At 63.3% G+C, this 20,775-nt stretch carries 18 protein-coding genes, 1 tRNA gene and 1 pseudogene; 12 read left to right on the top strand and 8 right to left on the bottom strand.

All coding sequences use genetic code 11. The features are described 5' to 3' along the window. Positions 1–166: 166 nt before the first annotated feature. Positions 167–1,192 carry a sugar ABC transporter substrate-binding protein gene (locus MKZ91_RS22450; protein WP_336173247.1) on the bottom strand — a complete coding sequence of 342 codons (1,026 nt, stop codon included), beginning with the start codon at positions 1,190–1,192 and terminating at the stop codon, positions 167–169. Between the two features lie 341 nt (positions 1,193–1,533). Here MKZ91_RS22450 and MKZ91_RS22445 point away from each other — a divergent pair, with 341 nt between their 5' ends. Together MKZ91_RS22445 and MKZ91_RS22440 are read left to right on the top strand one after the other, a co-directional pair. Next, positions 1,534–2,766: an ROK family transcriptional regulator gene (locus MKZ91_RS22445; RefSeq protein ID WP_336173246.1), complete on the top strand. Its 1,233-nt coding sequence runs from the start codon at positions 1,534–1,536 to the stop codon at positions 2,764–2,766. Continuing rightward, on the top strand, positions 2,766–3,194 hold the full coding sequence (locus MKZ91_RS22440) for an RbsD/FucU family protein (RefSeq protein ID WP_336173245.1): 429 nt from the start codon (positions 2,766–2,768) through the stop codon (positions 3,192–3,194). Before MKZ91_RS22445 ends, MKZ91_RS22440 begins: the two co-directional genes overlap by 1 nt. Before the next feature lie 98 nt (positions 3,195–3,292). Here MKZ91_RS22440 and MKZ91_RS22435 read toward each other — a convergent pair whose 3' ends face one another. Continuing rightward, positions 3,293–3,715, bottom strand: coding sequence for a DoxX family protein (locus MKZ91_RS22435; protein WP_336173244.1), 423 nt, complete (start codon positions 3,713–3,715; stop codon positions 3,293–3,295). Positions 3,716–3,984: 269 nt separating this feature from the next. Between MKZ91_RS22435 and MKZ91_RS22430 the strand changes: the two genes are divergently transcribed. Beyond that, positions 3,985–4,689: a Crp/Fnr family transcriptional regulator gene (locus tag MKZ91_RS22430; RefSeq protein WP_336173243.1), complete on the top strand. Its 705-nt coding sequence runs from the start codon at positions 3,985–3,987 to the stop codon at positions 4,687–4,689. 5 nt (positions 4,690–4,694) lie between these two features. Beyond that, the gene (locus MKZ91_RS22425) at positions 4,695–6,563 is read left to right on the top strand and encodes a CHASE2 domain-containing protein (RefSeq protein ID WP_336173242.1); all 1,869 of its coding nucleotides are present in this window, start codon (positions 4,695–4,697) and stop codon (positions 6,561–6,563) included. Positions 6,564–6,628: 65 nt separating this feature from the next. Here MKZ91_RS22425 and MKZ91_RS22420 read toward each other — a convergent pair whose 3' ends face one another. Next, positions 6,629–7,246, bottom strand: coding sequence for a FecR family protein (locus MKZ91_RS22420; protein ID WP_336173289.1), 618 nt, complete (start codon positions 7,244–7,246; stop codon positions 6,629–6,631). 280 nt (positions 7,247–7,526) lie between these two features. On the opposite strand from MKZ91_RS22420, the pseudogene MKZ91_RS22415 reads away from it, so the two are divergent. Both MKZ91_RS22415 and MKZ91_RS22410 read left to right on the top strand, forming a co-directional pair. Then, positions 7,527–8,018, top strand: a pseudogene (locus tag MKZ91_RS22415) (sel1 repeat family protein); the annotation flags it as partial. Next, positions 7,995–8,333, top strand: a complete 339-nt coding sequence (locus tag MKZ91_RS22410; protein WP_336173288.1) for a tetratricopeptide repeat protein — start codon at positions 7,995–7,997, stop codon at positions 8,331–8,333. The pseudogene MKZ91_RS22415 and the gene MKZ91_RS22410, both read left to right, overlap by 24 nt. A 106-nt stretch (positions 8,334–8,439) precedes the next feature. On the opposite strand, the gene MKZ91_RS22405 is transcribed toward MKZ91_RS22410, so the two are convergent. Beyond that, positions 8,440–9,474, bottom strand: coding sequence for a proline racemase family protein (locus tag MKZ91_RS22405; protein ID WP_034797259.1), 1,035 nt, complete (start codon positions 9,472–9,474; stop codon positions 8,440–8,442). Positions 9,475–9,674: 200 nt separating this feature from the next. Between MKZ91_RS22405 and spdA the strand changes: the two genes are divergently transcribed. The 6 genes from spdA (at position 9,675) to MKZ91_RS22375 (ending at position 17,198) form a co-directional block, all read left to right on the top strand. Then, positions 9,675–10,481 (top strand): 2', 3'cyclic nucleotide phosphodiesterase SpdA, encoded by an 807-nt coding sequence (gene spdA / locus MKZ91_RS22400; RefSeq protein ID WP_336173240.1) that lies wholly within the window; start codon positions 9,675–9,677, stop codon positions 10,479–10,481. A gap of 26 nt (positions 10,482–10,507) precedes the next feature. Continuing rightward, a complete protein-coding gene (locus MKZ91_RS22395) occupies positions 10,508–10,837 on the top strand; it encodes a YkgJ family cysteine cluster protein (RefSeq protein WP_442892330.1) in 330 nt (109 codons plus the stop codon). 187 nt (positions 10,838–11,024) lie between these two features. Beyond that, the gene (putA, locus tag MKZ91_RS22390) at positions 11,025–14,732 is read left to right on the top strand and encodes a trifunctional transcriptional regulator/proline dehydrogenase/L-glutamate gamma-semialdehyde dehydrogenase (protein WP_336173239.1); all 3,708 of its coding nucleotides are present in this window, start codon (positions 11,025–11,027) and stop codon (positions 14,730–14,732) included. A gap of 218 nt (positions 14,733–14,950) precedes the next feature. Beyond that, on the top strand, positions 14,951–15,535 hold the full coding sequence (locus MKZ91_RS22385; protein WP_336173238.1) for an IMPACT family protein: 585 nt from the start codon (positions 14,951–14,953) through the stop codon (positions 15,533–15,535). 84 nt (positions 15,536–15,619) lie between these two features. Next, the gene (locus tag MKZ91_RS22380; RefSeq protein ID WP_336173237.1) at positions 15,620–16,606 is read left to right on the top strand and encodes an aldo/keto reductase; all 987 of its coding nucleotides are present in this window, start codon (positions 15,620–15,622) and stop codon (positions 16,604–16,606) included. Positions 16,607–16,763: 157 nt separating this feature from the next. Beyond that, on the top strand, positions 16,764–17,198 hold the full coding sequence (locus tag MKZ91_RS22375) for a DUF1810 domain-containing protein (protein ID WP_336173236.1): 435 nt from the start codon (positions 16,764–16,766) through the stop codon (positions 17,196–17,198). Between the two features lie 660 nt (positions 17,199–17,858). On the opposite strand, the gene MKZ91_RS22370 is transcribed toward MKZ91_RS22375, so the two are convergent. From MKZ91_RS22370 to MKZ91_RS22355, 4 genes are all read right to left on the bottom strand, one after another. Continuing rightward, the gene (locus tag MKZ91_RS22370) at positions 17,859–18,278 is read right to left on the bottom strand and encodes a hypothetical protein (RefSeq protein ID WP_336173235.1); all 420 of its coding nucleotides are present in this window, start codon (positions 18,276–18,278) and stop codon (positions 17,859–17,861) included. Between the two features lie 21 nt (positions 18,279–18,299). Then, complete coding sequence (locus MKZ91_RS22365) at positions 18,300–18,605, bottom strand: hypothetical protein (protein ID WP_336173234.1); 306 nt, start codon at positions 18,603–18,605, stop codon at positions 18,300–18,302. 149 nt (positions 18,606–18,754) lie between these two features. Continuing rightward, a tRNA-Arg gene (locus MKZ91_RS22360) sits at positions 18,755–18,831 on the bottom strand. 358 nt (positions 18,832–19,189) lie between these two features. Beyond that, a complete protein-coding gene (locus MKZ91_RS22355) occupies positions 19,190–20,671 on the bottom strand; it encodes a sensor histidine kinase (protein WP_336173233.1) in 1,482 nt (493 codons plus the stop codon). Positions 20,672–20,775 lie beyond the last annotated feature (104 nt).

Here is a 20,775-nt window from a genome sequence, read left to right as displayed (position 1 = left end):
GGTTGCGATGGTGTCGTGCACAGCCCGCCCACCAAGACGCGGGCAATAGCACTCATTAAAAGCTGCGCGGTTTTCTTCGCCTTGTCAAAGACATCGGCGCTTACGCGAAGGGCGGCCGGGGCCGCCCTTCCGTTGTTTTGTCGTCGTGACCGTCAAGGCCGGGCAATCAGCCCCAGCACTTGTCCGTACCGACCTTGGTGTCGATCGATTCGACGCCGGAGGCCGGCTTGTCGGTGACGAGCGAAACGCCGGTGTCGAAGAAGTCCTTGCCTTCGGTCGGCTTCGGCTTTTCACCGGTGTCAGCGAACTTCTTGATCGCTTCGATGCCGAGCGCGGCCATCATCAGCGGGTACTGCTGCGAGGTTGCGCCGATGACGCCTTCGGCGACCGATTTCACACCCGGGCAACCGCCGTCGACCGACACGATCAGCACGTCCTTCTCCTTGCCGACGGCCTTCAGCGCCTGGTAGGCGCCAACAGCAGCCGGCTCGTTGATGGTGTGGATCACGTTGATCTCAGGGTCCTTCTGCAGAAGGTTTTCCATGGCCTTGCGGCCGCCTTCCTCGTTGCCGTTGGTGACGTCGTGGCCGACGATGCGCGGATCATCCTCGTCGCCGATCTTGTTCGGGTCCTTCGGGTCGATGCCGAAGCCGATCATGAAGCCCTGGTCGCGCAGGACGTCGACGGTCGGCTGCGACGGCGTCAGGTCGAGGAAGCCGATCTTGGCAGTCTTTGCGCCATCACCCATGGTGGCGGCGGCCCACTGGCCAATCAGCTTGCCGGCAAGCAGGTTGTCGGTGGCAAAGGTCGCGTCCGCTGCAGTCGCGGGATCAAGCGGGGTGTCGAGTGCAATCACGAGCAGCCCGGCTTCCTGCGCCTTCTTGACCTGGTCGACGATCGCCTTGGTGTCCGAGGCTGCGATCAGGATGCCCTTCGCCCCATCGGCGATGCAGGATTCGACCGCTGCAACCTGGCTGTCATGGTCGCCGTCGATCTTGCCGGCGTAGGACTTCAGCGTCACGCCGAGTTCCTGGGCCTTGGCGGTGGCACCCTCCTTCATCTTGACGAAGAAGGGATTGGTATCGGTCTTGGTAATGAGGCAGGCGCCAACATCAGCAGCCTGCGCCGGCATGGCGAAGACGACGCCAAGCGACAGCGCGCCAAAAGCAGCGGAAAGAACAGTCTTCTTCATGAAATCCTCCCAAGGATTGAAAATCGTGCCGGCGGACCGGCCCCGGGCACACCGACGCAGCATTCTCCTCCGCTGCAATTGGCGCTTCCGAGACAAAAACAAACACTAAATTTCCGGGGTGTCAATAAATAAATCAAATTGAATTATTATTTCGATGTGTCATTCTTTCGCTGTGGTGCGGCGGTCGCAAGCCGGGGCGCCAGAGATTTGACAGGGCCGCCACAAGCGGAAACAACAGACCTGCGCCAGGCAGGCACCAGAGTGGGATGAGGAAAAGCGCATGCGGTTGTCCGCCCGCATCCCGCCCTACTGATGAAGTGCCAACGGGAGGAGACGGTGGCATGTCACTGACAGACGGTCCCGACAAAGGACCGATGCAACCTGAGGTCATCGACCCGAGCGGCGGGGCCAATCAGACGCGCGTGCGCGCCTATAACGAGCGGCTGGTCATGTCGCTGGTGCGGCGTCATGGCGAGCTTTCCAAGGCCGACATCGCGCGGCGGTCCGGCCTTTCGGCGCAGACCGTTTCGGTGATCATGCGGGCGCTCGAAAGCGATGGCCTGCTCGTCAAGGGCGCGCCGGTGCGCGGCCGGGTCGGCCAGCCCTCGACGCCGATGCGGCTCAACCCGGATGCCGTCTATTCCTTTGGCGTCAAGATCGGCCGGCGCAGCGCCGATCTCGTGCTGATGGACTTCGTCGGCAATATCCGGCTGCACTTGCACCATGTGCACGCCTACCCTCAGCCCGCCGATCTCGTCGACTTCATCATTTCCGGCATGGAGACGCTCGAGCAACAATTGCCGACGGACCAGCGCAAGCGGATCGCCGGCGTCGGCATTGCCACGCCCTTCGAGCTGTGGAACTGGGCCGAGGAAGTCGGCGCGCCGCGGGAAGAAATGAACAAGTGGCGCGACGTCGATCTCCAGGCGGCCATCTCTGCCCGCACCACCTATCCGGTCTTCCTGCAGAATGACGGCACCAGCGCCTGCGGTGCCGAACTCGCCTTCGGCGTCGGCGCCAGCTATCCCGATTTCGTCTATTTCTACATCGGCTCGTTCATCGGCGGCGGCATCGTGCTCAACTCCGCGCTGTTTACCGGGCGCACCGGCACGGCTGGCGCCGTTGGTCCGCTGCCTGTCTCGGCCAAGGACGGCAAAACCATCCAGCTCCTGAAGATCGCCTCGGTCTTCGTGCTCGAAAACCTGTTGCGCGAGCGCGGCATCGATCCGCGGCCGCTCTGGTATTCGGCCGACGACTGGATCGATTTCGGCGAGCCGCTCGACATCTGGATCGACGATTGCGGCGCAGCGCTTGCGCAGGCGGTCGTCTCGGCCGTGTCGATCGTCGACTTCTCCGCCGTCGTCATCGACGGCGGCTTCCCGCCCTGGGTCCGAGCCCGGCTGCTGGCCGCCACCCGTAAGGCACTCTACGACCTCGACCTTCAGGGCGTCACCATTCCGGAATTGGTGGAAGGTCTGGTCGGCAGTCACGCACGCGCCATCGGCGGCGCCAGCCTGCCACTGTTCTCGCGCTACCTGCTCGACACCAATGTTCTCTTCAAGGAGCTCGGCTGATGCTGAAAGGACTAAACCCGATCCTCAGTCCCGAACTGCTCTTTGCGCTGAGAGCCATGGGGCACGGCGACGAGATCGCGCTGGTCGATGGCAACTATCCGGGACAGGAGCATGCACGCCGTCTCGTCCGGCTCGACGGGCATGGGCTGATCCCGGTGCTCGACGCCATTTTGAGCGTGCTGCCGATCGACGATTTCGTGCCCGAGGCCATCTTCCGTGCCACGGTCAAGCAGGACAAGAACGCACTCGACCCGGTGCATCGCGAGATCATCGAGTGCTGCGGCCGGCACGAGCCGGCAAGGCGCGTCGTTCCCTTGCTGGGTGCGGATTTCTATCCGCGGGTGAAGGCGGCCCATACCGTCGTCCAGACGAGCGAGCCAAGGCTCTATGGCAACGTCATCCTGCGCAAGGGCGTGATCTATCCCTGACATGCGAAAAGCCCGCCGGCGGAGCGGCGGGCTTTGTCTCAACGCGGTAAACTTCAGTATGCCTTGCGCGCTGATGCCGGCGCGCGGCATGGTCGGCCTCAGGCGCCGCGCTTGTCGATCGACAGCGCGCCGGGACCGAAGGCGGCAAGCACCAGGAAACCGCCGGCGACCGAGATGTTCTTCATCATCATCAGGCCGTTGAAGACGGTGAGCAAGCCATTGGCTTCCGGCGGGAAGGCCGGATTATTGATGGCGCCACTGTGGAAAACGAAAGCAGTGACGAGGGTGAATGCCGCCAGCAGGTAGGCCGCAATCTTCGTCTGGAAACCGACGAGAACGGCGATACCGCCAACCAGCTCGAAGACGCCTGCGAGATAGGCAAGTGCAGTCGCTGCCGGCCAGCCGGCACTGTTGATCATATAGGCGGCGCCGGACGGATCCGTGAGCTTGCCGAAACCGGCCATGATGAACATGATGGAAAGCAGGATGCGTCCAACGAGGACGACAACATTCTGAGACATGCGAGGCTCCTGTGAGAAACTGTTGTTGACGACAGAAGTATCAGCAATTTCAAAATCATCTAGCCGCCGCGCAAGCGACAGATCGTTCACAAAGATGAAACGATCTAGAGACATCGTCAATCTGACTCGCCTCAGACAGCGGTTTGCGACACACGCTTTCGGCCCGGGAGTGGCCACAACATCACGGTCGCGTTCTTTTCTGTTGCAAGGAAAGAGCCTGTGGGCGAAGAATTTCACCGCGGCCGGGGAATGCCGCACGGGGGCATGTCATGAATGAAATCAACAAGAGCCCGGCATTCTGGCGCTCGTTTCCGATCTTCGAAGAGTTCGACAAGACCACCATCGCCGAGCTTTCCGAAATCGCGACCTACAGGAAATGGCCCGCCGGCACGGTGATCTTCCAGCGCGGCGACGAAGGCAACTACATGATCGTTGTCATCTCCGGGCGCATCAAACTATCGCTGATCACACCGCAGGGCCGCGAGCTGATGCTACGCCAGCACGAAGCCGGCGCGATCTTCGGAGAAATGGCGGTTCTTGACGGCCAGACACGCTCCGCCGACGCCACGGCCATGACCGCGTCTGAAGGCTATGTCATCGGCAAGAAGGCCTTCCTCGACATCGTCACCGGCCGCCCGGAGGCGGCCGAAGCGGTCATCCGCTTCCTCTGTGCCCAGCTTCGTGACACGACCGAGCGGCTGGAAACGATCGCGCTCTATGATCTCAACGCCCGGGTGGCACGCTTCTTCCTGGCGACGCTGCGGCAGATCCACGGCAATGAGTTGCCAGAAAGCGCCAATCTCCGACTCACCATGAGCCAGACGGACATCGCCGGCGTGCTCGGTGCCAGCCGGCCGAAGGTCAACCGCGCCATCCAGTGGCTGGAGGAGAGCGGCGCGATCAGAAGGAACGAGGGCATCATCGCCTGCAAGGTCGGCCGCCTGCAGAGCATTGCCGATCCCGAGGAGGACTGAAACGCATGGCCGCTGCGCCGCGCCGGCGATTGCGTTTGCCTCCGCTTGCCGGCGGGTTCCTGACAAGTCTGCTTGCCGCCATTGCGCTCTATCTCTACGCCGAACCAGTGCTGGAAACGCAGCGCGAACTGTTCTTCGACAGCCTGACGCAATGGGTTCCCGCACCACAATCGCCTGACATCGTCGTCGTCGACATCGACCGGCAGGCGCACCAGTCCCGTACGTCAGGCGAATGGGACCGGGCAGCAACCGCCGATCTCGTCCAGCGGCTCGCAACGGCCGGCGCCAGGGTCGTGGCCGTCGACTTCGTCTTCAGTTCCGAATGCGACGCGTCGGCGGCCGGCAATGCGACGCTCTCTGCAGCCCTTGCAAAAGTCCCCGTCGTTCTCGGCTTTCTCGTTGCCGATACGCTGCAGGAGCGGCCGCGCCCGGTGCCACCGCTCGCTCTCAGTCGCCCCTTTGCCGCTCCCGAACTCTGGTTCCTTGATGGCGCCGAGATGTCCTGTCCTGCCTTCATGGACCAGGCGAAATCGGCGGCAGCCTCGTTCCTGGTCGGCGACGAGGACGCACGGATCCGCCGGGTGCAGGCCTATGCCATCCTCGGCAACGACGCCTATCCGACACTGGCAATCGAGGCGACGCGACTGATGCGCGGCGCCGGCACGCCGATCCTCGGCGGCGCGCCGGCCTGGCTGCGCATCGAAGGGAACGTGATCACGCTCGACGAAACCGGCAGCCTTCGCTTTGTCGCGAGCGCGCCCGAGCGTCTCGCCAATCGCACCGTCTCGGCCGCCGACGTGCTCTTAGGCAAAGTGCCGGCAGACCGCTTCGCCGGCAAGCTCGTGCTCATCGGCAGCAGCCTGCCGAGCTTGGGTGGTCTCAGGCCCAGCGCTTCGATGCCACTCGAGCCCTCGGTCCAGATCCACGCGGACATCGCCAACGCGATCCTGACCGGTTTCAGACCGCAGCGCGGCAGTCTCATGCCGCTCGCAGAAGCGGCTGCGGCATTCCTGGCCGGCCTTGGCGTGGCCTTCGCCGCCACGCGGCTTCGACCGTTGGCATCGGCAATACTTGGCATCGTCGCGGTCGCAGCTGTCATTGCGGCAGCAGCGGTCATCTATGACATCAGCGGTTGGCTCATCGATGCGGTCAGCATCTCGATCGCCCTTTCCGCAGTTCTCGTGGTGACGAGCGTGCTGCAATTTGCCCGGGTGCGGCGCGCCGAAGCCGCGGCGCGGCAGACGTTTTCGCAATATCTGCCGCAATCGGTCGTCGCGCGCTATATCGACAATCCGGGCCTCTCGCGCATGGCCGGCGAGGAACGGCAGGTGACGGCCCTCTTCACCGACATCGAGAGCTTTTCCTCCCTGTCGCAAAGGCTGAAGCCGCGCGAACTCATCGCCCTGCTCGACGTCTACTTTGCCGAGGTCAATGCACTGGTGGCCGCGCATGGCGGCATGGTCGACAAGGTCGTGGGCGACGCCGTCCACGCCTTCTTCAACGCACCTGAAGATCTACCCGAACATGTCGACAAGGCGATTGCATGCGCCCGAGCAATCCGAGTGCTGACCGAAGAAATGCGCAAGCGCCCGCAGTTCGCCGCCAACGGCTTTGCCCGGACGCGGATCGGCGTCGAGACCGGACCCGCAGTCGTTGGCGATGTCGGCGCGAGCGGCAAACTCGACTACACCGCCCATGGAGACGCGATCAATCTGGCCGCGCGTCTGCAGGAGGCGAACAAGTTTCTCGGCACCGCAATCTGTATCGGCCCGGCGGCGGCAGCCGAGAGCACGCAGCCATTGCGTTCACTCGGCAGCCACGAGATCCGCGGTTTTGCGACCATGGAACTCTTCACGGTTCTCGAGGAAAACTGAGACGGCACGCTGCGCAGCGATGCGGCATGGCGAGACGCGTTCAGGGACGTTTTCCGGAAACGGACTTAGAGCCCGACGCTGGCATAGGCTTCCGCGATGCGCGCCTGCCCCCAGTTGACGGGCTCGGTTGGTGCGTCGCCGGGTTTGCCGAACTCCACGCCCTCACCCGCTGCGACAACCCGTGTGACGCCTGCACCTTCGACCGACACGCTTCCATGTTCGACGAACACGGCGAAGGCGGTTTTGCTTGGGCCGCAGAAGAATTTGGTGCCGCGCACGCCGATCATGCCGAAGGCGGTGCGCACGGCGACATCGACCTTCGGCAGTCCTTCCGGACGGTCGAAGACCATGCGACCGAGGCCGAGTTCCAGCGTGCCACCCTGGCCGGCGATGAAACTGTCGACCAGCAACTCTGTTTCCGCTCCAAGCAGCACACGCGTATCGGTGCCGAGGTTCAAGGTTGCGAAACTCTGCGTGCCGGTGTGAACGCGATCGTTCTCGAAGATCTGACCGCCGACCGCCAGTGGATCGTCCTTGTCGGCCTGCTTGCGCCGCACATCGCCGCGAATCTCCGTTGCCTTGCCGACCGCCGGGCTCGCCCATGACGTGGCGACGCTGCTTCCGCCCACCGTCAGCAACAGGCCAGCAATGACAACACGGCGACTCAAGAGCATCTGCCGCAGGGGCGCTGCTCGGTTTTCCATTGTCTCTCTCCCCTTCTTACATCGTGGCGGCCCTTCGAGGATAACCCCGGCATTCCCGGATGCAAGCGGCCCACGGGCAGGCGCTTGTCACCATCACCACTAGGTATGGGTAGTTCGCCAGAGCTTTCCGCTTCAGGCTGTTCCCACTGGAACAGCCGGGGCACGACGTCCCGGATAGGTTGGCATCAAGAGAGGGGAGAGCACCATGGCAAATCGTAGCGCATCCGGCACCCGCATCGTCAACGCCCTGCTTCTGGGCATGGTCAGCCTGTTGGCGGTGGCCGCAATTGCTCTTCCTTCGGCCCGCGCCGGCGAACTGACCGCAACTGAAGTTTGCGACCGCGAAGCAGGCAGCATTTTTGACCTGCAGCGCAATCCGGCCTTCCCTGCCGTTGCCACCGAAGACATCAAGATTGGCGTCGCGCTGTCGGCATGCCGCGAGGCCTATAACCAGAATGGTGGCCCGCGCGCCGAATTCCAGCTGGCCCGGGTTCTGGATAAGGCCGGCCAGAAGATCCAGTCGCTGAAGATCCTCGGCGAGGCGGCCGAACATGGCCATGCCCTGGCGATGACCAATTATGCCGTTCTCGTCGGCGAACAGGGCGATACGGCAACTGAATTCACGCTGAACCAGAAGGCCGCCGCCGCCGGCAATGTTCTCGCCGCCTACAATCTCGGCGTTTCCTATCGCGACGGCATGGGTACGGCGGTCAACGGCAAGCTCGCAATGGAATGGTTCGAGCGCGCCTCGCTTGCCGGGGACGACGCTGCCGCCTTCAACCTCGCGGTCATCCTCGACGAAGGCAAGCTGGTGCCGGAAGACAACGCCAAGGCTGCCAGGTTCTATCGGCTGGCCGCTGACCGCGGCAATGTCGACGCCATGGTCAATCTCGGCCTGATGCTGGAAAACGGCGAAGGCATCGCCAAGGACATTCCGGCAGCGCGCAACATCTTCCGCAAGGCTGCCAACGAGGGTGACGTTTTCGCCGGCCAGAAGCTGGCAGAGTTGAGCGCCGGAGATGCTCTCGAGACCGCCATGCTCGGCAAGATGAGCCGTATCAAGTAACAGAACACGCCTCCCAAGGGCCAACGCGGGTCGGAGATCTCAGATCTTCGGCCCGCGTTTCTGTTTTGGGCACTGGGAAAAGCGTAAGCGCCGCTGACGGAACCGGTTATCGGATTTCACCCGCCTGCGGACCCCAGGTGTCGGTGAGCGCAAAACCGTCGGCCAGCGGATCGAACGGATCGAGCGCCACCTGATGCAGGCCGAAGGTCCAGCCACGTCCTGCGATCGTCGGGATGATCGCCTCGCGGCCGGCAACGGTCGTCACGCCTTCGAGGCCGACTTCGAACTCGGAACCGATGATCGAGCGGGACTTCAGCACGTCGCCGACCTTGACCTTGCCGCGGGCATGCAGCGTCGCGAGATTGGCCGAGCTGCCGGTGCCGCAGGGCGAGCGGTCGACGCGGCCCGGCCACATGGTGGTGCAGGTGCGGATCGTGCCATCAGCCTCGACATCGCGGAACATCACATAGGCGACGCCCTTGATCTCGGGGATCTCCGGATGAACGACGGGAATGGTGCGGTTGACGATGTCCTTCAGGATCATGCCGGCCTCGACGATCTCGCGGGCATTCGCCTTGTCGATCGTCGTGCCGATCTGGCCGACATCGACAAGCGCATAGAAGATGCCGCCATAGCAGAGGTCGAGCTTGATCTTGCCCCACTTCGGCGTGTCGACCTCGACGTCGAGCTCATGCACGAAGGACGGCACCATCGTCAGCTTCACCTTCTCGCAACGACCGTCGCGGCAGGTTGCCGTCGCCTTGACGAGGCCCGACGCCGTGTCGAGCATCACGACGGTCTCCGGCTCTTTCATCTCGATGATGCCGGATTCCAGCAGCGCTGTGGTCACGCAAATCGAGTTCGAACCGGACATGGCATGCGCCTGGTCGGCCTGCAGGATGATGAAACCGGCATCGGCCTCCGGTCGCTTCGGCGGCACAAGCAGGTTGACCGAGCCGATCGAGCCGGAGCGCGGCTCGAGGCACAGGAAACGACGCAGGCTGTCATCCACGGTGTTGATGTGGTTGAGCTGCTCGGCGATCGAATTTCCCGGGATCTTCGGCACGCCGCCGATCGCCACCTTGCCGATCTCACCCTCGCAATGAACATCCAGCAACTGGATCGTGCGCTTCCACCGCATGCCGTTTCTCCACCTGGCTTGCCAGACCCGACAGGCGTGACCCGGCTGATATATCAGATTGCGCAGCCTTAGCGCTTTCCGCCAGGGCCCGCAAGAAAAACCCGCCGGAGCGTTTTGAGACCTCCCCAAAGTTGCCGCTTGACGCAGTACACGTGGAGGGACAGCTTGGGGCGAACGCCAGCACCATTGCCCGGATCTCCATGACAAAGCTGATCATTTTCACCGACCTGCACATGGTGCCCGAAGGCACGACGATCATCGGCCTTGATCCCTATCAGCGCCTCGCCGCCGGTATCGAGCACGTCAACCGCTACCACGCCGACGCCGATCGGGTGATCTTTACCGGCGATCTCACCCACCACGGTGACAGCACCTCATACACGCGCCTCAGGCGCCTCATCGACCAGCTTGTTCCGCCAGTTGCCATCACCATCGGCAACCACGACCGGCGCGAGGTGTTCCTCGAGGTCTTTTCGGGAACGCCGATCGACGCGAACGGTTTCGTGCAACAGGCGATCGATTTTCCGGATTGCCGCGCCATCCTGCTCGATACGCTGTTTGCCCCACCCTATGACTACCCGACCAGCCACGCGGGCCTGCTGTGCGGCGATCGCCTTGCCTGGCTCGACCGGCAACTGGCCGAGGCCGGTGACAGGCCGGCGCTCCTTTTCATGCATCACCCGCCGCACAGGACGGGTTTCACGGGCATGGACATGATCCGGCTCGCCAACGAGGTCGAGTTCTACGACCTCGTCAAAAGGCATGCCAATGTCCGGCATATTTTCGCAGGCCATGTGCACCGTACGATCAGCGGCTCGAGCCGCGGCATTCCCTTCTCGGTCTTCAAGAGCCCAGTGCACCAGCAGCCGATGCCCTTCGACGCGCCCGACGCCTCACTGTCGGTCGACGAGCCGGCAGCCTATGGCATTGCAGTGGTGACTGACGACGGCGTCCTGGTTCATACGGAAGATTACGAGATTGCCCGAAGGGACGCCGCGTTTGCTTGAGAAGCCATTTCGAAGAGCGGACCTTCATGCTAGTTTGGCGCATGACCGAACCGGCCCCTATTGATGAAAGCTTCGACTGCCAGAGCTGCGGCGCCTGCTGCGCCTACTCGGCCGACTGGCCGCGTTTCTCGCTCGAGACGGACGAGGAACTCGACCTGATCCCGGCGGAGTACGTGTCTGCCGATCTCGGCGGCATGCGCTGCGAAGACGATCGCTGCTCGGCACTCAGCGGCAAGCTGGGCGAACACGTCGGCTGCAAGATCTACGCCATCCGCCCGATCGTCTGCCGCACCTGCATGCCCGGCGACGACGAGTGCCTGATGGCCCGCGAGAAGCATTTCGGCAAGGCCGCCTGACACAGGATCATCCGGCGATTTCGCCTTCGTTCCGCATTCTCCTCGGTCACGATCGACTGAGACGGTGAAACATTCCGCAAAAGACAAAATTTGCCGGATGGATGTACGGCGAAAGGAAGCGTATTTTCCGCCCACGATCAGGGGCGTGCCGCGCCCTTAGAAACCGCTTCTCGGAGGATAGCGCTCGATGAGCCAGACACCGCTTCACAAGACCACTGCAGAGACCGGCGCGCCGCAGGCTCCGTTTGCCGAGTTCGCTCCGCCGGTTCGGCCGCAGAGCACGCTACGCCAGGCGATCACCGCCGCCTACCGCCGCCCGGAAACCGAAGCGGTGCCGGCGCTCGTCGAAGCTGCGACGCTTGACGCGGCGACCCGCACGGCTGCCGCCAAGACCGCGCGCAAGCTGATCGAGGCGCTGCGTGCCAAGCACAAGGGCTCGGGCGTCGAGGGCCTCGTGCAGGAGTATTCGCTTTCGAGCCAGGAAGGCGTGGCGCTGATGTGCCTTGCCGAAGCGCTGCTGCGCATCCCGGACACTGCGACGCGTGACGCGCTCATCCGCGACAAGATCGCCGACGGAGACTGGAAATCGCATATCGGCGGCGGTCGCTCGCTGTTCGTCAACGCGGCCACCTGGGGCCTCGTCGTCACCGGCAAGCTCACCTCGACCGTCAACGACCGCAGCCTTTCGGCAGCGCTGACCCGCCTGATCGCCCGCTGCGGCGAACCGGTCATCCGCCGCGGCGTCGACATGGCGATGCGCATGATGGGCGAGCAGTTCGTCACCGGCGAGACCATCGACGAGGCGCTGCGCCGGTCGCGCGCGCTCGAGGAGAAGGGCTTCCGCTACTCCTACGACATGCTCGGCGAAGCGGCGACAACGGCTGCCGACGCGGAGCGCTACTACCGTGACTACGAAACGGCGATCCATGCGATCGGCAAGGCATCGGCCGGCCGCGGCATCTATGAAGGCCCGGGCATCTCGATCAAGCTTTCGGCGCTGCATCCGCGTTACGCCCGTTCGCAGGCGTCGCGCGTCATGGAAGAGCTGTTGCCGAAGGTGAAAGCGCTCGCCGTCATCGCCAAGAAGTATGACATCGGCCTCAATATCGATGCCGAGGAAGCCGACCGCCTCGAACTCTCGCTCGACCTGCTCGAAGAGCTGTGCCTCGACAAGGACCTCGCCGGCTGGGCCGGCATGGGCTTCGTCGTCCAGGCCTATGGCAAGCGCTGCCCCTACGTGCTCGACTTCATCATCGACCTTGCCCGCCGCGCCGAGCGCCGCGTCATGGTGCGCCTCGTCAAGGGCGCCTATTGGGACGCCGAGATCAAGCGCGCCCAGCTCGACGGCCTCGAGGACTTCCCGGTCTATACCCGCAAGATCTACACTGACGTCTCCTACATCGCCTGCGCCAAGAAGCTGCTCGCCGCGACCGACGTGATCTTCCCGCAGTTCGCCACCCACAATGCGCAGTCGCTGGCGACGATCTACGAGATGGCCGGCAAGGACTTCAAGGTCGGCAAGTATGAGTTCCAGTGCCTGCACGGCATGGGCGAACCGCTCTATGACGAAGTGGTCGGCAAGGGCAATCTCGACCGCCCGTGCCGCATCTACGCGCCGGTCGGAACGCACGAGACGCTGCTCGCCTACCTCGTTCGCCGCCTGCTTGAAAACGGTGCGAACTCCTCCTTCGTCAACCGCATCGCCGACCCCAAGGTCTCGGTCGACGAACTGATCGCCGATCCGGTCGAGATCGTGCGCGCCATGCCGGTTGTCGGTGCGCCGCACGACCAGATCGCGCTGCCCGACAATCTCTTCGGTGAAACGCGCCGCAACTCGGCCGGCCTCGACCTTTCCAACGAAGCGGGACTGACCTCGCTGACCGCAGCACTCCAAGCGAGCGCTGCGATCGACTGGAAGGCCGTGCCGCAACTGGCAACCGGCCCTGCCTCCGGCGAAACCCGCGCGGTTCTCAACCCCGGCGACCACCGCGACGTTGTCGGCTCGGTCACCGAGGCGTCCGAAGCCGACGCCCGCCAGGCCGCAAGCCTTGCCGCCAAGGCCGCCGCAAGCTGGGCTGCCGTCTCGCCGGCCGAGCGCGCCGCCTGCCTCACCCGCGCTGCCGACCTGATGCAGGCACGCATGCCGACGCTTCTCGGCCTTATCTCGCGCGAAGCCGGCAAGTCGCTGCCGAACGCGATTGCCGAAGTGCGCGAGGCGATCGACTTCCTGCGCTATTACGCGGAACAGACCCGCCGCACGCTCGGCCCGGCCCACAAGGCACTCGGCCCCATCGTCTGCATCAGCCCGTGGAACTTCCCGCTGGCGATCTTCGCCGGCCAGATTGCTGCGGCCCTCGTTGCCGGCAACCCGGTGCTGGCAAAGCCGGCCGAAGAAACCCCGCTGATTGCCGCCGAAGGCGTGCGCATCCTGCATGAGGCCGGCATTCCGGCCGACGCACTGCAACTGCTTCCCGGCGACGGCCGCATCGGTGCCGCGCTCGTGGCCGCCCCCGAAATCGCCGGCGTGATGTTCACCGGTTCGACCGAGGTCGCCCGCCTGATCCAGGCGCAGCTTGCCGACCGGCTGTCGCCGGCCGGCCGGCCAATTCCGCTGATTGCCGAAACCGGCGGCCAGAACGCCATGATCGTCGACAGTTCGGCGCTTGCCGAACAGGTGGTCGGCGACGTGATCGCCTCGGCCTTCGACAGCGCCGGCCAGCGCTGCTCGGCGCTGCGCGTTCTCTGCCTGCAGGAAGACGTGGCCGACCGCACGCTTGCGATGCTGAAGGGCGCGCTGCACGAGTTGAAGATCGGCCGCACCGACCGGCTCTCGGTCGATGTCGGCCCCGTCATCACCGCGGAGGCCAAGGGCATCATTGAGAAGCACATCGAAACGATGCGCGGCCTTGGCCGCAAGGTCGAACAGATCGGCCCCGCCTCCGGCACCGAACAGGGCACCTTCGTGCCGCCGACGATTATCGAGCTCGACAAGCTTTCCGATCTCAAGCGCGAAGTCTTCGGACCGGTGCTGCATGTCATCCGCTACCGTCGTGACGATCTCGACCGGTTGATCGACGACATCAATGCCACCGGCTACGGCCTCACCTTCGGCCTGCACACGCGTCTTGACGAGACGATCGCCCATGTCACCTCGCGGGTGAAGGCAGGCAACCTCTACGTCAACCGCAACGTCATCGGCGCCGTCGTCGGCGTCCAGCCGTTCGGTGGACGCGGCCTTTCCGGCACCGGCCCGAAGGCTGGCGGCCCGCTCTATCTCGGCCGCCTGGTCGCTACCGCCCCGGTGCCGCCGCAGCACAGTTCGGTCCACACCGATCCGGCGCTGCTCGACTTTGCCAAGTGGCTCGACGGCAAGGGCGCCAAGACGGAAGCCGAAGCCGCGCGCAACGCCGGCAGCAACTCCGCCCTCGGTCTTGCCTCCGAGCTTCCGGGCCCGGTCGGCGAACGCAACCTCTATGCGCTGCATCCGCGCGGCCGCGTGCTGCTGGTTCCGGCAACGCAGAGCGGTCTCTACCACCAGCTCGGCGCTGCCCTTGCCACCGGCAACACGGTCGTCATCGACGCCGCCTGCGGACTGCAGGCCTCGCTGAAGGATCTGCCGGCGAGCGTTTCGACCCGGTTGTCCTGGTCGAAGGACTGGGCAGCCGACAGCCCGTTCGCGGGTGCTTTGGTTGAAGGCGACGGCGAACGCGTGCGCGAAGTGAGCAAGGCGATCGCGGGCCTGCCGGGACCGCTCGTCCTGGTCCAGGCGGCTTCGACCGAGGAGATCGGCAGGAACCCCGATGCCTATTGCCTGAACTGGCTGCTCGAGGAAGTCTCGACCTCGATCAACACGGCCGCCGCCGGTGGTAACGCCAGCCTGATGGCGATCGGCTGATCGTAGGCGGTCCGCGAGACAAGAATGCCTCTCCCGAACGCGGGAGAGGCGATTGGGCTTGAACCTGCCTCTCTCCTCCTCATCTCTGAGCGTGTCACAGAAACGAGGAGGGGAAGAGTTTACGCTTGTTGGGAACACCAGAGCCCACGCCGTCCCCCAAACCGTGGTGGCGCCCTCCCCCACAATCCGTTATCAGCGTTTGAGAAACGGAAGCGGTCATGTTCACCCTCAAGCGCATCGAAACGGCAACCCAGGACGTCAAGAAGAGCCGGTTTCTGGCGTTTGCCGCGCCGGTCGCGGACGAACAGGCGGCAAAAGACTTCCTGTCCACCCATTCCGATCCGACAGCCAACCACAACTGCTGGGCCTGGCGCATCGGCCAGGCCTATCGCTTCAGCGATGATGGCGAGCCGAGCGGTACGGCGGGCAAGCCGATCCTTGCCGCAATCGACGGGCAGGCGCTCGATGGTGTCGCCGTCGTGGTGACCCGCTGGTTTGGCGGCATCCTGCTTGGCAGCGGCGGCCTGGTGCGCGCCTATGGCGGCACGGCCGCCCTCTGCCTCAGGGCGGCGGAAAAGGTCGAGATGATCGAGACCGTGCGCGCGACCGTCGCCTTCGATTTTTCCGACATGGCACTGATCAAGGCGCGACTTCTTGCGCGCAACGTCAGCATCGCCGGCGAGAGCTTCACCGACAAGGGCCCAGTTCTGACGGTGGACTTGCGCAAGGACGAGGCGGAGGCGATCCTCGCCATGGTCGTCGACCTCAGCCGCGGCAAAGCCGTCGTTTCACTCGACCAGTAGCTCTGCCGGAAAATCGACTATTCAAAATAAAAGCCATCGAATATCTGATTAATTTCAGAATCGATCGCATCAGGAGACAGCACCATGAAAACGAGAGTTCTTGGCAAGACCGGCGCAACCATTTCCGAGATCGGTTTTGGCGCCTGGCAGATTGGCGGCGCCTGGGGCGACGTCAGCGAAGCGGACGGCAAGCGCGCCCTCAATGCCGCGCTCGACGCCGGCGTCACCTTCATCGATACCGCCGACGTCTACGGCGACGGGCGTTCCGAGAAGATCATCGCGGCGGTGCTGAAGGAGCGCGGCGGCGACAGGCCCTTCGTTGCCACCAAGGCCGGCCGCCGTCTCAACCCGCATGTCGCCGACGGCTACACCGGCGCCAATATCGAGGCCTTCATCGATCGCAGCCTCGCCAATCTCGGCGTCGAGACGCTCGACCTCGTGCAACTGCATTGCCCGCCGACCGAGGTTTATTATCGCCCGGAGCTTTTCAGAGCGCTCGACCAGCTCGTCGCCAAGGGCAAGATCCGTCACTACGGCGTGTCGGTCGAAAAGGTCGAGGAAGCGCTGAAGGCGATCGAGTATCCTGGTGTCGCGACCGTCCAGATCATCTACAACATCTTCCGCCAGCGGCCGCACGACCTGTTCTTCGCAGAAGCGCTGAAGAAGAATGTCGGCGTCATCGTGCGCGTGCCGCTCGCCTCCGGCCTGCTCTCCGGCAAGATCACCCGCGATACGGCGTTTGCCGCTGACGATCACCGCAACTTCAACCGCCACGGCGAAGCCTTCGATGTCGGCGAGACCTTTGCCGGCGTGCCGTTCGAGACGGCGCTGGAGGCGGTCGAGCAGCTTCGCCCGCTGGTGCCTGAGGGCGTGCCGATGGCGCAGTTTGCGCTGCGCTGGATCCTCGAACAGCAGGCCGTATCCGTCGTCATTCCCGGCGCGCGCAACGAGGCACAGGCGCAATCGAACGCCGCCGCCAGTGCGCTCTCGGCCATCGACGGCGAGACCAAGGCGGCTATCGCGGCGCTTTACGAACGGCTGGTGAAGGTTCATGTTCATCACCGCTGGTAACTGAAGCTCTCGCCTGCTGCACGCGTCCTTTGATCGGAGCCGATGAAAGGACGCACAGCCATTCAAAGCGCCAGCAGTTCAACGTGTTACAGCGACGTTTTTTTTTTCCGATAGACGCGCGGCGCTGCAGGGCGAGCGCGCCAAGGGAGGTGCTGCAATGCCGGATCTCTTCGAGCTCCAACGCTTCGTCGATGCCCAGGACCGTGTCTATGCCACAGTTCTGGAGGAACTGCGGTGGGGGCGCAAGCAGACACACTGGATGTGGTTCGTCTTCCCGCAATTGGCCGGCCTCGGCCATTCGCCGATGGCTGAACGCTACGCGATCTCGGGGCTCGACGAGGCCACCGCCTATCTGGCCCATCCAGTGCTTGGGCCGCGGCTTCGCCAATGCACTGAGCTCACCAATGTAGTTGCAGATAGATCGGCGCACGAGATCTTCTCGAGCCCGGACGACATGAAGTTTCGATCGTCGATGACCCTGTTTGCAAAGGTCGATACCGGCGGAAGCCTGTTCAAACAGGCACTCGATCACTTCTTTTCAGGACAACAGGACCAGCGGACGCTGGATCTTTTGGCGCAGCGTCATTGTTGACGTGCGTTATCACGCGCTTCGACCAAGCGCCCTTTCACGTCACAGGTTCGGCGTGGAATTGATCAGAAAGAACAACACGATGAAGGCGCAGACCGAAAGGCCAGCGACAATCACCAGCAGTTCTTTCATCATGTAGCGATACATCCAGCACCTCCTTTCTTTGTTGGCCGCAACACTGCCTTTATATAGGTGTGCGAACAGGCCAATTCTCAGATACAGGCGTCAAAAGTTCGTGAAGGCGCCTCCGCCTTCTTGTTACCCGAAGCCACAAGATACAAAGGCTTCGCGACGGTTGAGCGCCCCCACGACGCTGTATAATTTATATTATACTAATATACATATTCGTCACGTCATCACTTCGAAGGATCGTCGGAGAGACCCCTCGCCCGAGCGAGCGCGGCTGCACGAAATCATGTCAGGTGATCGCACGGGTCGTTTCGTCGACCACGACCCGCTCAGGCGCGGGTTTTGCGATGGCAGGACGCGCAAGAGGGCCCTGGACGCAAGGTTCCAGCCCTGAGAGACAGGTTTGATCGATTGATTGGGACGATAGTGCGCAGACCCTCGAATGCCAGGCCGACATGCGTCGGGCAGCACACCCTTTCGAAGTAGCCCTACGCCGGCTCCATGACCAGCAATCCGAGCCGGTCGCCAAGATGGCTATTGCCACACCATTTCTTTCGCGAAATCGGGGTCAGCCTTTGATTGCTCGGCCAGCTTGCAGGCGCCGTCCGACATCGCGGTCAACTCTCCGCCGACCAGGATCCCGTACACGACCAGAAGGTGCTTGTCGTGATAGTCCTTCTGCTCTGCCGTCATCTTGTCAGCGCCGACAGGTGCGAGCGCTTCGAACGCCTTTGAGACCTTCTTGTCATCCAGGGTAAAACCGTCACACACGGCTGCGATGGCCGCCTGGTGGGCAATGAGTTGCAGGTTTGCGGTTTGCTCCGCATTCAGCGCGCCTTCCAACAGTGCGATCGCATGCAGGCGCACAAAGCTTGTCGTCGGATCCTTGGCGCTTGCGATGGCCGGGGACAGATATAGAGAGACGCCAACGGCGAGTGAAAGCCAGAACTTCATGGTGCAATCCTTCGTCACGGGTCAGAATACGCGGCTTGTCCAGGCGGGAAGGTAGGTCCCATTGTTGTTGTAGCAAGCGACCTGGTTCGGGTAGCAGATGACGCCGGCGGAAGGACTGAAGGGTGCGCCACCGAAGGCAGGCCGTGGTGTGACGACTTGGTTCTGATGGTGGTGATCATGGGAGGATGCCGCCGCTGCGACACCGCCAAGAAACAGGCCGCCGACCAGGGCGGCGGTATCGTCGGAGTGCCAACTGCGTGCGGAGGCGCTCCCCACCGCAGCCACGCAAATGCCCGTCAAGACTATTCCCGCTGCAAACCTCGCCATCTCGCTCTCTCCTGCAAAGGCAACGTCGCCATCACTCCTGCGTGCAGGGTGACAGGATGCACCTGTGAGTCAAGAACGCTCATCAGAGCTCAGGCTTGCGCAGCAAAACCTTGGGCGTTACCGATGTGTCTGAAAGCATTTGAAAAGAATGGCGCACCCGAAGAGATTCGAACTCCTGACCCCCAGATTCGTAGTCTGGTGCTCTATCCAGCTGAGCTACGGGTGCTTTTGCCTGAAGCGGCGGAACCGCTTGCGTGAGCGGTTCTCTAAAGGGTCCTTTCGGGGATTGCAAGCGCCGTTCGGCAAAAAATTTCATTTTTACGACGGCGCCCTGTTTTGCTGTGGACGAACGCGGCCGCCCCGGCATTGCAACCCCCTGCAAAGCAAGGCGCCGCGGCGAATGGCACCGAAGTCAAAAAAAGTTGCGCACGGTTTACTGACCCGCACCTCGTCTCGGCACAGGAAAACGGATCGCCCATTCGAACGGCTGACACGCCTCTAAGCAAGGCCCCGGCGCCTGTGGCGTCAGGCCAACGATTCTCACCTTCCCGCTCCCGTTTTCCCCGCCCCGGGGACGGCCGCTCTTAGTGGCGGAACTTCGAGCGGAAAGCGTCGAGTGGCACGGGCCGGTCCGGTAGCTCGATGCGGAAGAGCGTACCCGGTGTCGGCTTCTCGACGAGTGCGATCGTGCCGCCATGGGCAAGCACCAGTTCGCGGGCAATCGCCAGGCCAAGGCCGGTACCGCCGGATCGCGCCGAACCACGGAAGGCGGCAAACAGGTTTTCCCGTGCCTTGGGGGGCATGCCGGGACCGGTGTCGTCGACGGAGATGGTGACGACGCTGCCGACACGCATCGCCGAGACGTTGACGATGCGCGGGCGGCCATCCTCCGGCTCGTGATTGGTGAGCGCCTGCACCGCGTTGCGGCAGATATTGTGAACCACCCTGAACAGCTGCTCGCTGTCGGCATCGACCTCGAGGTCGTCCTGCACCTGGATCTGGAAGTCGATGCCTGACTGCGGATCAATCGCCAGGAGTTCGGCGACGTCGGAGACCAGCGGCTTCAGCGCCACGAAGCGGCGGTGCGGCTCGGCTTCGGTCGTGCGGCCATAGGAAAGAACCTCGCGGGTATAACCGACGGCGCGGTCGATGGTGCGCAACAGGGTCGGAGCGAAGCGCTTGACCACGGGATCATCGACGTCGGCCAGCCGGTCGGAGATCAGCTGCGCCGACGACAGGATATTGCGCATGTCATGGTTGATCTTCGACACGGCAAGGCCGAGCTCGGCCAGGCTCTTCTGCTGCTTGAGCGTCTTCTGCAGCTCGTGCTGCATGCTTGCCAGATGCTGGCCGGCGACGGCGAGTTCATCGCGCCCGTCCGGCGGTACCATTACCCGGCCGGGATCGGCCGGATCGTTGGAAAACTCCTGCATGTTCGCCGTCATCCGCCTGATCGGTGTGATCAGCATGCGATTGATCGCGAGGAAGATCAGTGCCGCCGTGATCAGCGAAATGATGATCGACAGCAGGAAGACGTTGCGGGAATAGACAAGCATCGCCTTGCGAAGGCTAGCGTCTTTCATCAACAGCTCGATCGTCGCGTCACTCTCGCCAAGCGGCCCATAGACGCGGATCACACGATTGCCGCCGAAGAGCAGCGTATCGAAGGCATCACGGATCGCGGCAAAGGCAGTGAAATTGGCGACGTCGTATTCGCCTTGGATCTCCGGCGGCATGTCGGTGAGGGCGATCATGCGCGATGCATCCTTGCGACGGATGACGATCGCCTTCGTGCCTGTCGCCATCAGCGTGTCCTTCTGCACGCTGCGCGGCAGCTCGACATTCTGCAGGCCGTCGACGACGACAGCGGCGGCCGCCGCCGTATTCAGCCGGTCTTCCAGCCAGCGAATCCGCATGGTCGCAACGGACGGCGCGAAGATCAGCACTTCCGCCAGCATGACGAAGACGATCGTCAGCAGGAGCAGCTTGCCGGAAAGGCCCCGGAAGAACCCCGCACTCGTCTTCAGTCCTTCATTCGCAGTCGCCGGACGCGTCTCTTCCGCCATGCCCTAGATATTTCCCTGCCCATCAACCAAACGCTTGAGGCCTCGCACAAGTGCCCGAACCAAGGGGCTTCGCGTCAAGGGTTGCATAATAGGAGATGGTCGAC

The sequence above is a fragment of the Ensifer sp. MJa1 genome, assembly GCF_037026475.1.
GTDB lineage: Bacteria > Pseudomonadota > Alphaproteobacteria > Rhizobiales > Rhizobiaceae > Ensifer.
This window is presented reverse-complemented; position numbering and strand designations above follow the sequence as displayed.

Excerpts from the sequence above, each read along its gene's own strand:
- MKZ91_RS22380 (WP_336173237.1), top strand. The coding sequence starts at position 15,620 with ATGAAAACGAGAGTTCTTGGCAAGACCGGCGCAACCATTTCCGAGATC.
- MKZ91_RS22410 (WP_336173288.1), top strand. The coding sequence starts at position 7,995 with ATGGAATGGTTCGAGCGCGCCTCGCTTGCCGGGGACGACGCTGCCGCC.
- MKZ91_RS22435 (WP_336173244.1), bottom strand. The coding sequence starts at position 3,715 with ATGTCTCAGAATGTTGTCGTCCTCGTTGGACGCATCCTGCTTTCCATC.
- MKZ91_RS22355 (WP_336173233.1), bottom strand. The coding sequence starts at position 20,671 with ATGGCGGAAGAGACGCGTCCGGCGACTGCGAATGAAGGACTGAAGACG.
- MKZ91_RS22375 (WP_336173236.1), top strand. The coding sequence starts at position 16,764 with ATGCCGGATCTCTTCGAGCTCCAACGCTTCGTCGATGCCCAGGACCGT.
- putA (WP_336173239.1), top strand. The coding sequence starts at position 11,025 with ATGAGCCAGACACCGCTTCACAAGACCACTGCAGAGACCGGCGCGCCG.
- MKZ91_RS22440 (WP_336173245.1), top strand. The coding sequence starts at position 2,766 with ATGCTGAAAGGACTAAACCCGATCCTCAGTCCCGAACTGCTCTTTGCG.
- MKZ91_RS22385 (WP_336173238.1), top strand. The coding sequence starts at position 14,951 with ATGTTCACCCTCAAGCGCATCGAAACGGCAACCCAGGACGTCAAGAAG.
- MKZ91_RS22430 (WP_336173243.1), top strand. The coding sequence starts at position 3,985 with ATGAATGAAATCAACAAGAGCCCGGCATTCTGGCGCTCGTTTCCGATC.
- MKZ91_RS22365 (WP_336173234.1), bottom strand. The coding sequence starts at position 18,605 with ATGGCGAGGTTTGCAGCGGGAATAGTCTTGACGGGCATTTGCGTGGCT.
- MKZ91_RS22450 (WP_336173247.1), bottom strand. The coding sequence starts at position 1,192 with ATGAAGAAGACTGTTCTTTCCGCTGCTTTTGGCGCGCTGTCGCTTGGC.
- MKZ91_RS22445 (WP_336173246.1), top strand. The coding sequence starts at position 1,534 with ATGTCACTGACAGACGGTCCCGACAAAGGACCGATGCAACCTGAGGTC.
- MKZ91_RS22425 (WP_336173242.1), top strand. The coding sequence starts at position 4,695 with ATGGCCGCTGCGCCGCGCCGGCGATTGCGTTTGCCTCCGCTTGCCGGC.
- MKZ91_RS22370 (WP_336173235.1), bottom strand. The coding sequence starts at position 18,278 with ATGAAGTTCTGGCTTTCACTCGCCGTTGGCGTCTCTCTATATCTGTCC.
- MKZ91_RS22405 (WP_034797259.1), bottom strand. The coding sequence starts at position 9,474 with ATGCGGTGGAAGCGCACGATCCAGTTGCTGGATGTTCATTGCGAGGGT.
- spdA (WP_336173240.1), top strand. The coding sequence starts at position 9,675 with ATGACAAAGCTGATCATTTTCACCGACCTGCACATGGTGCCCGAAGGC.
- MKZ91_RS22395 (WP_442892330.1), top strand. The coding sequence starts at position 10,508 with ATGCTAGTTTGGCGCATGACCGAACCGGCCCCTATTGATGAAAGCTTC.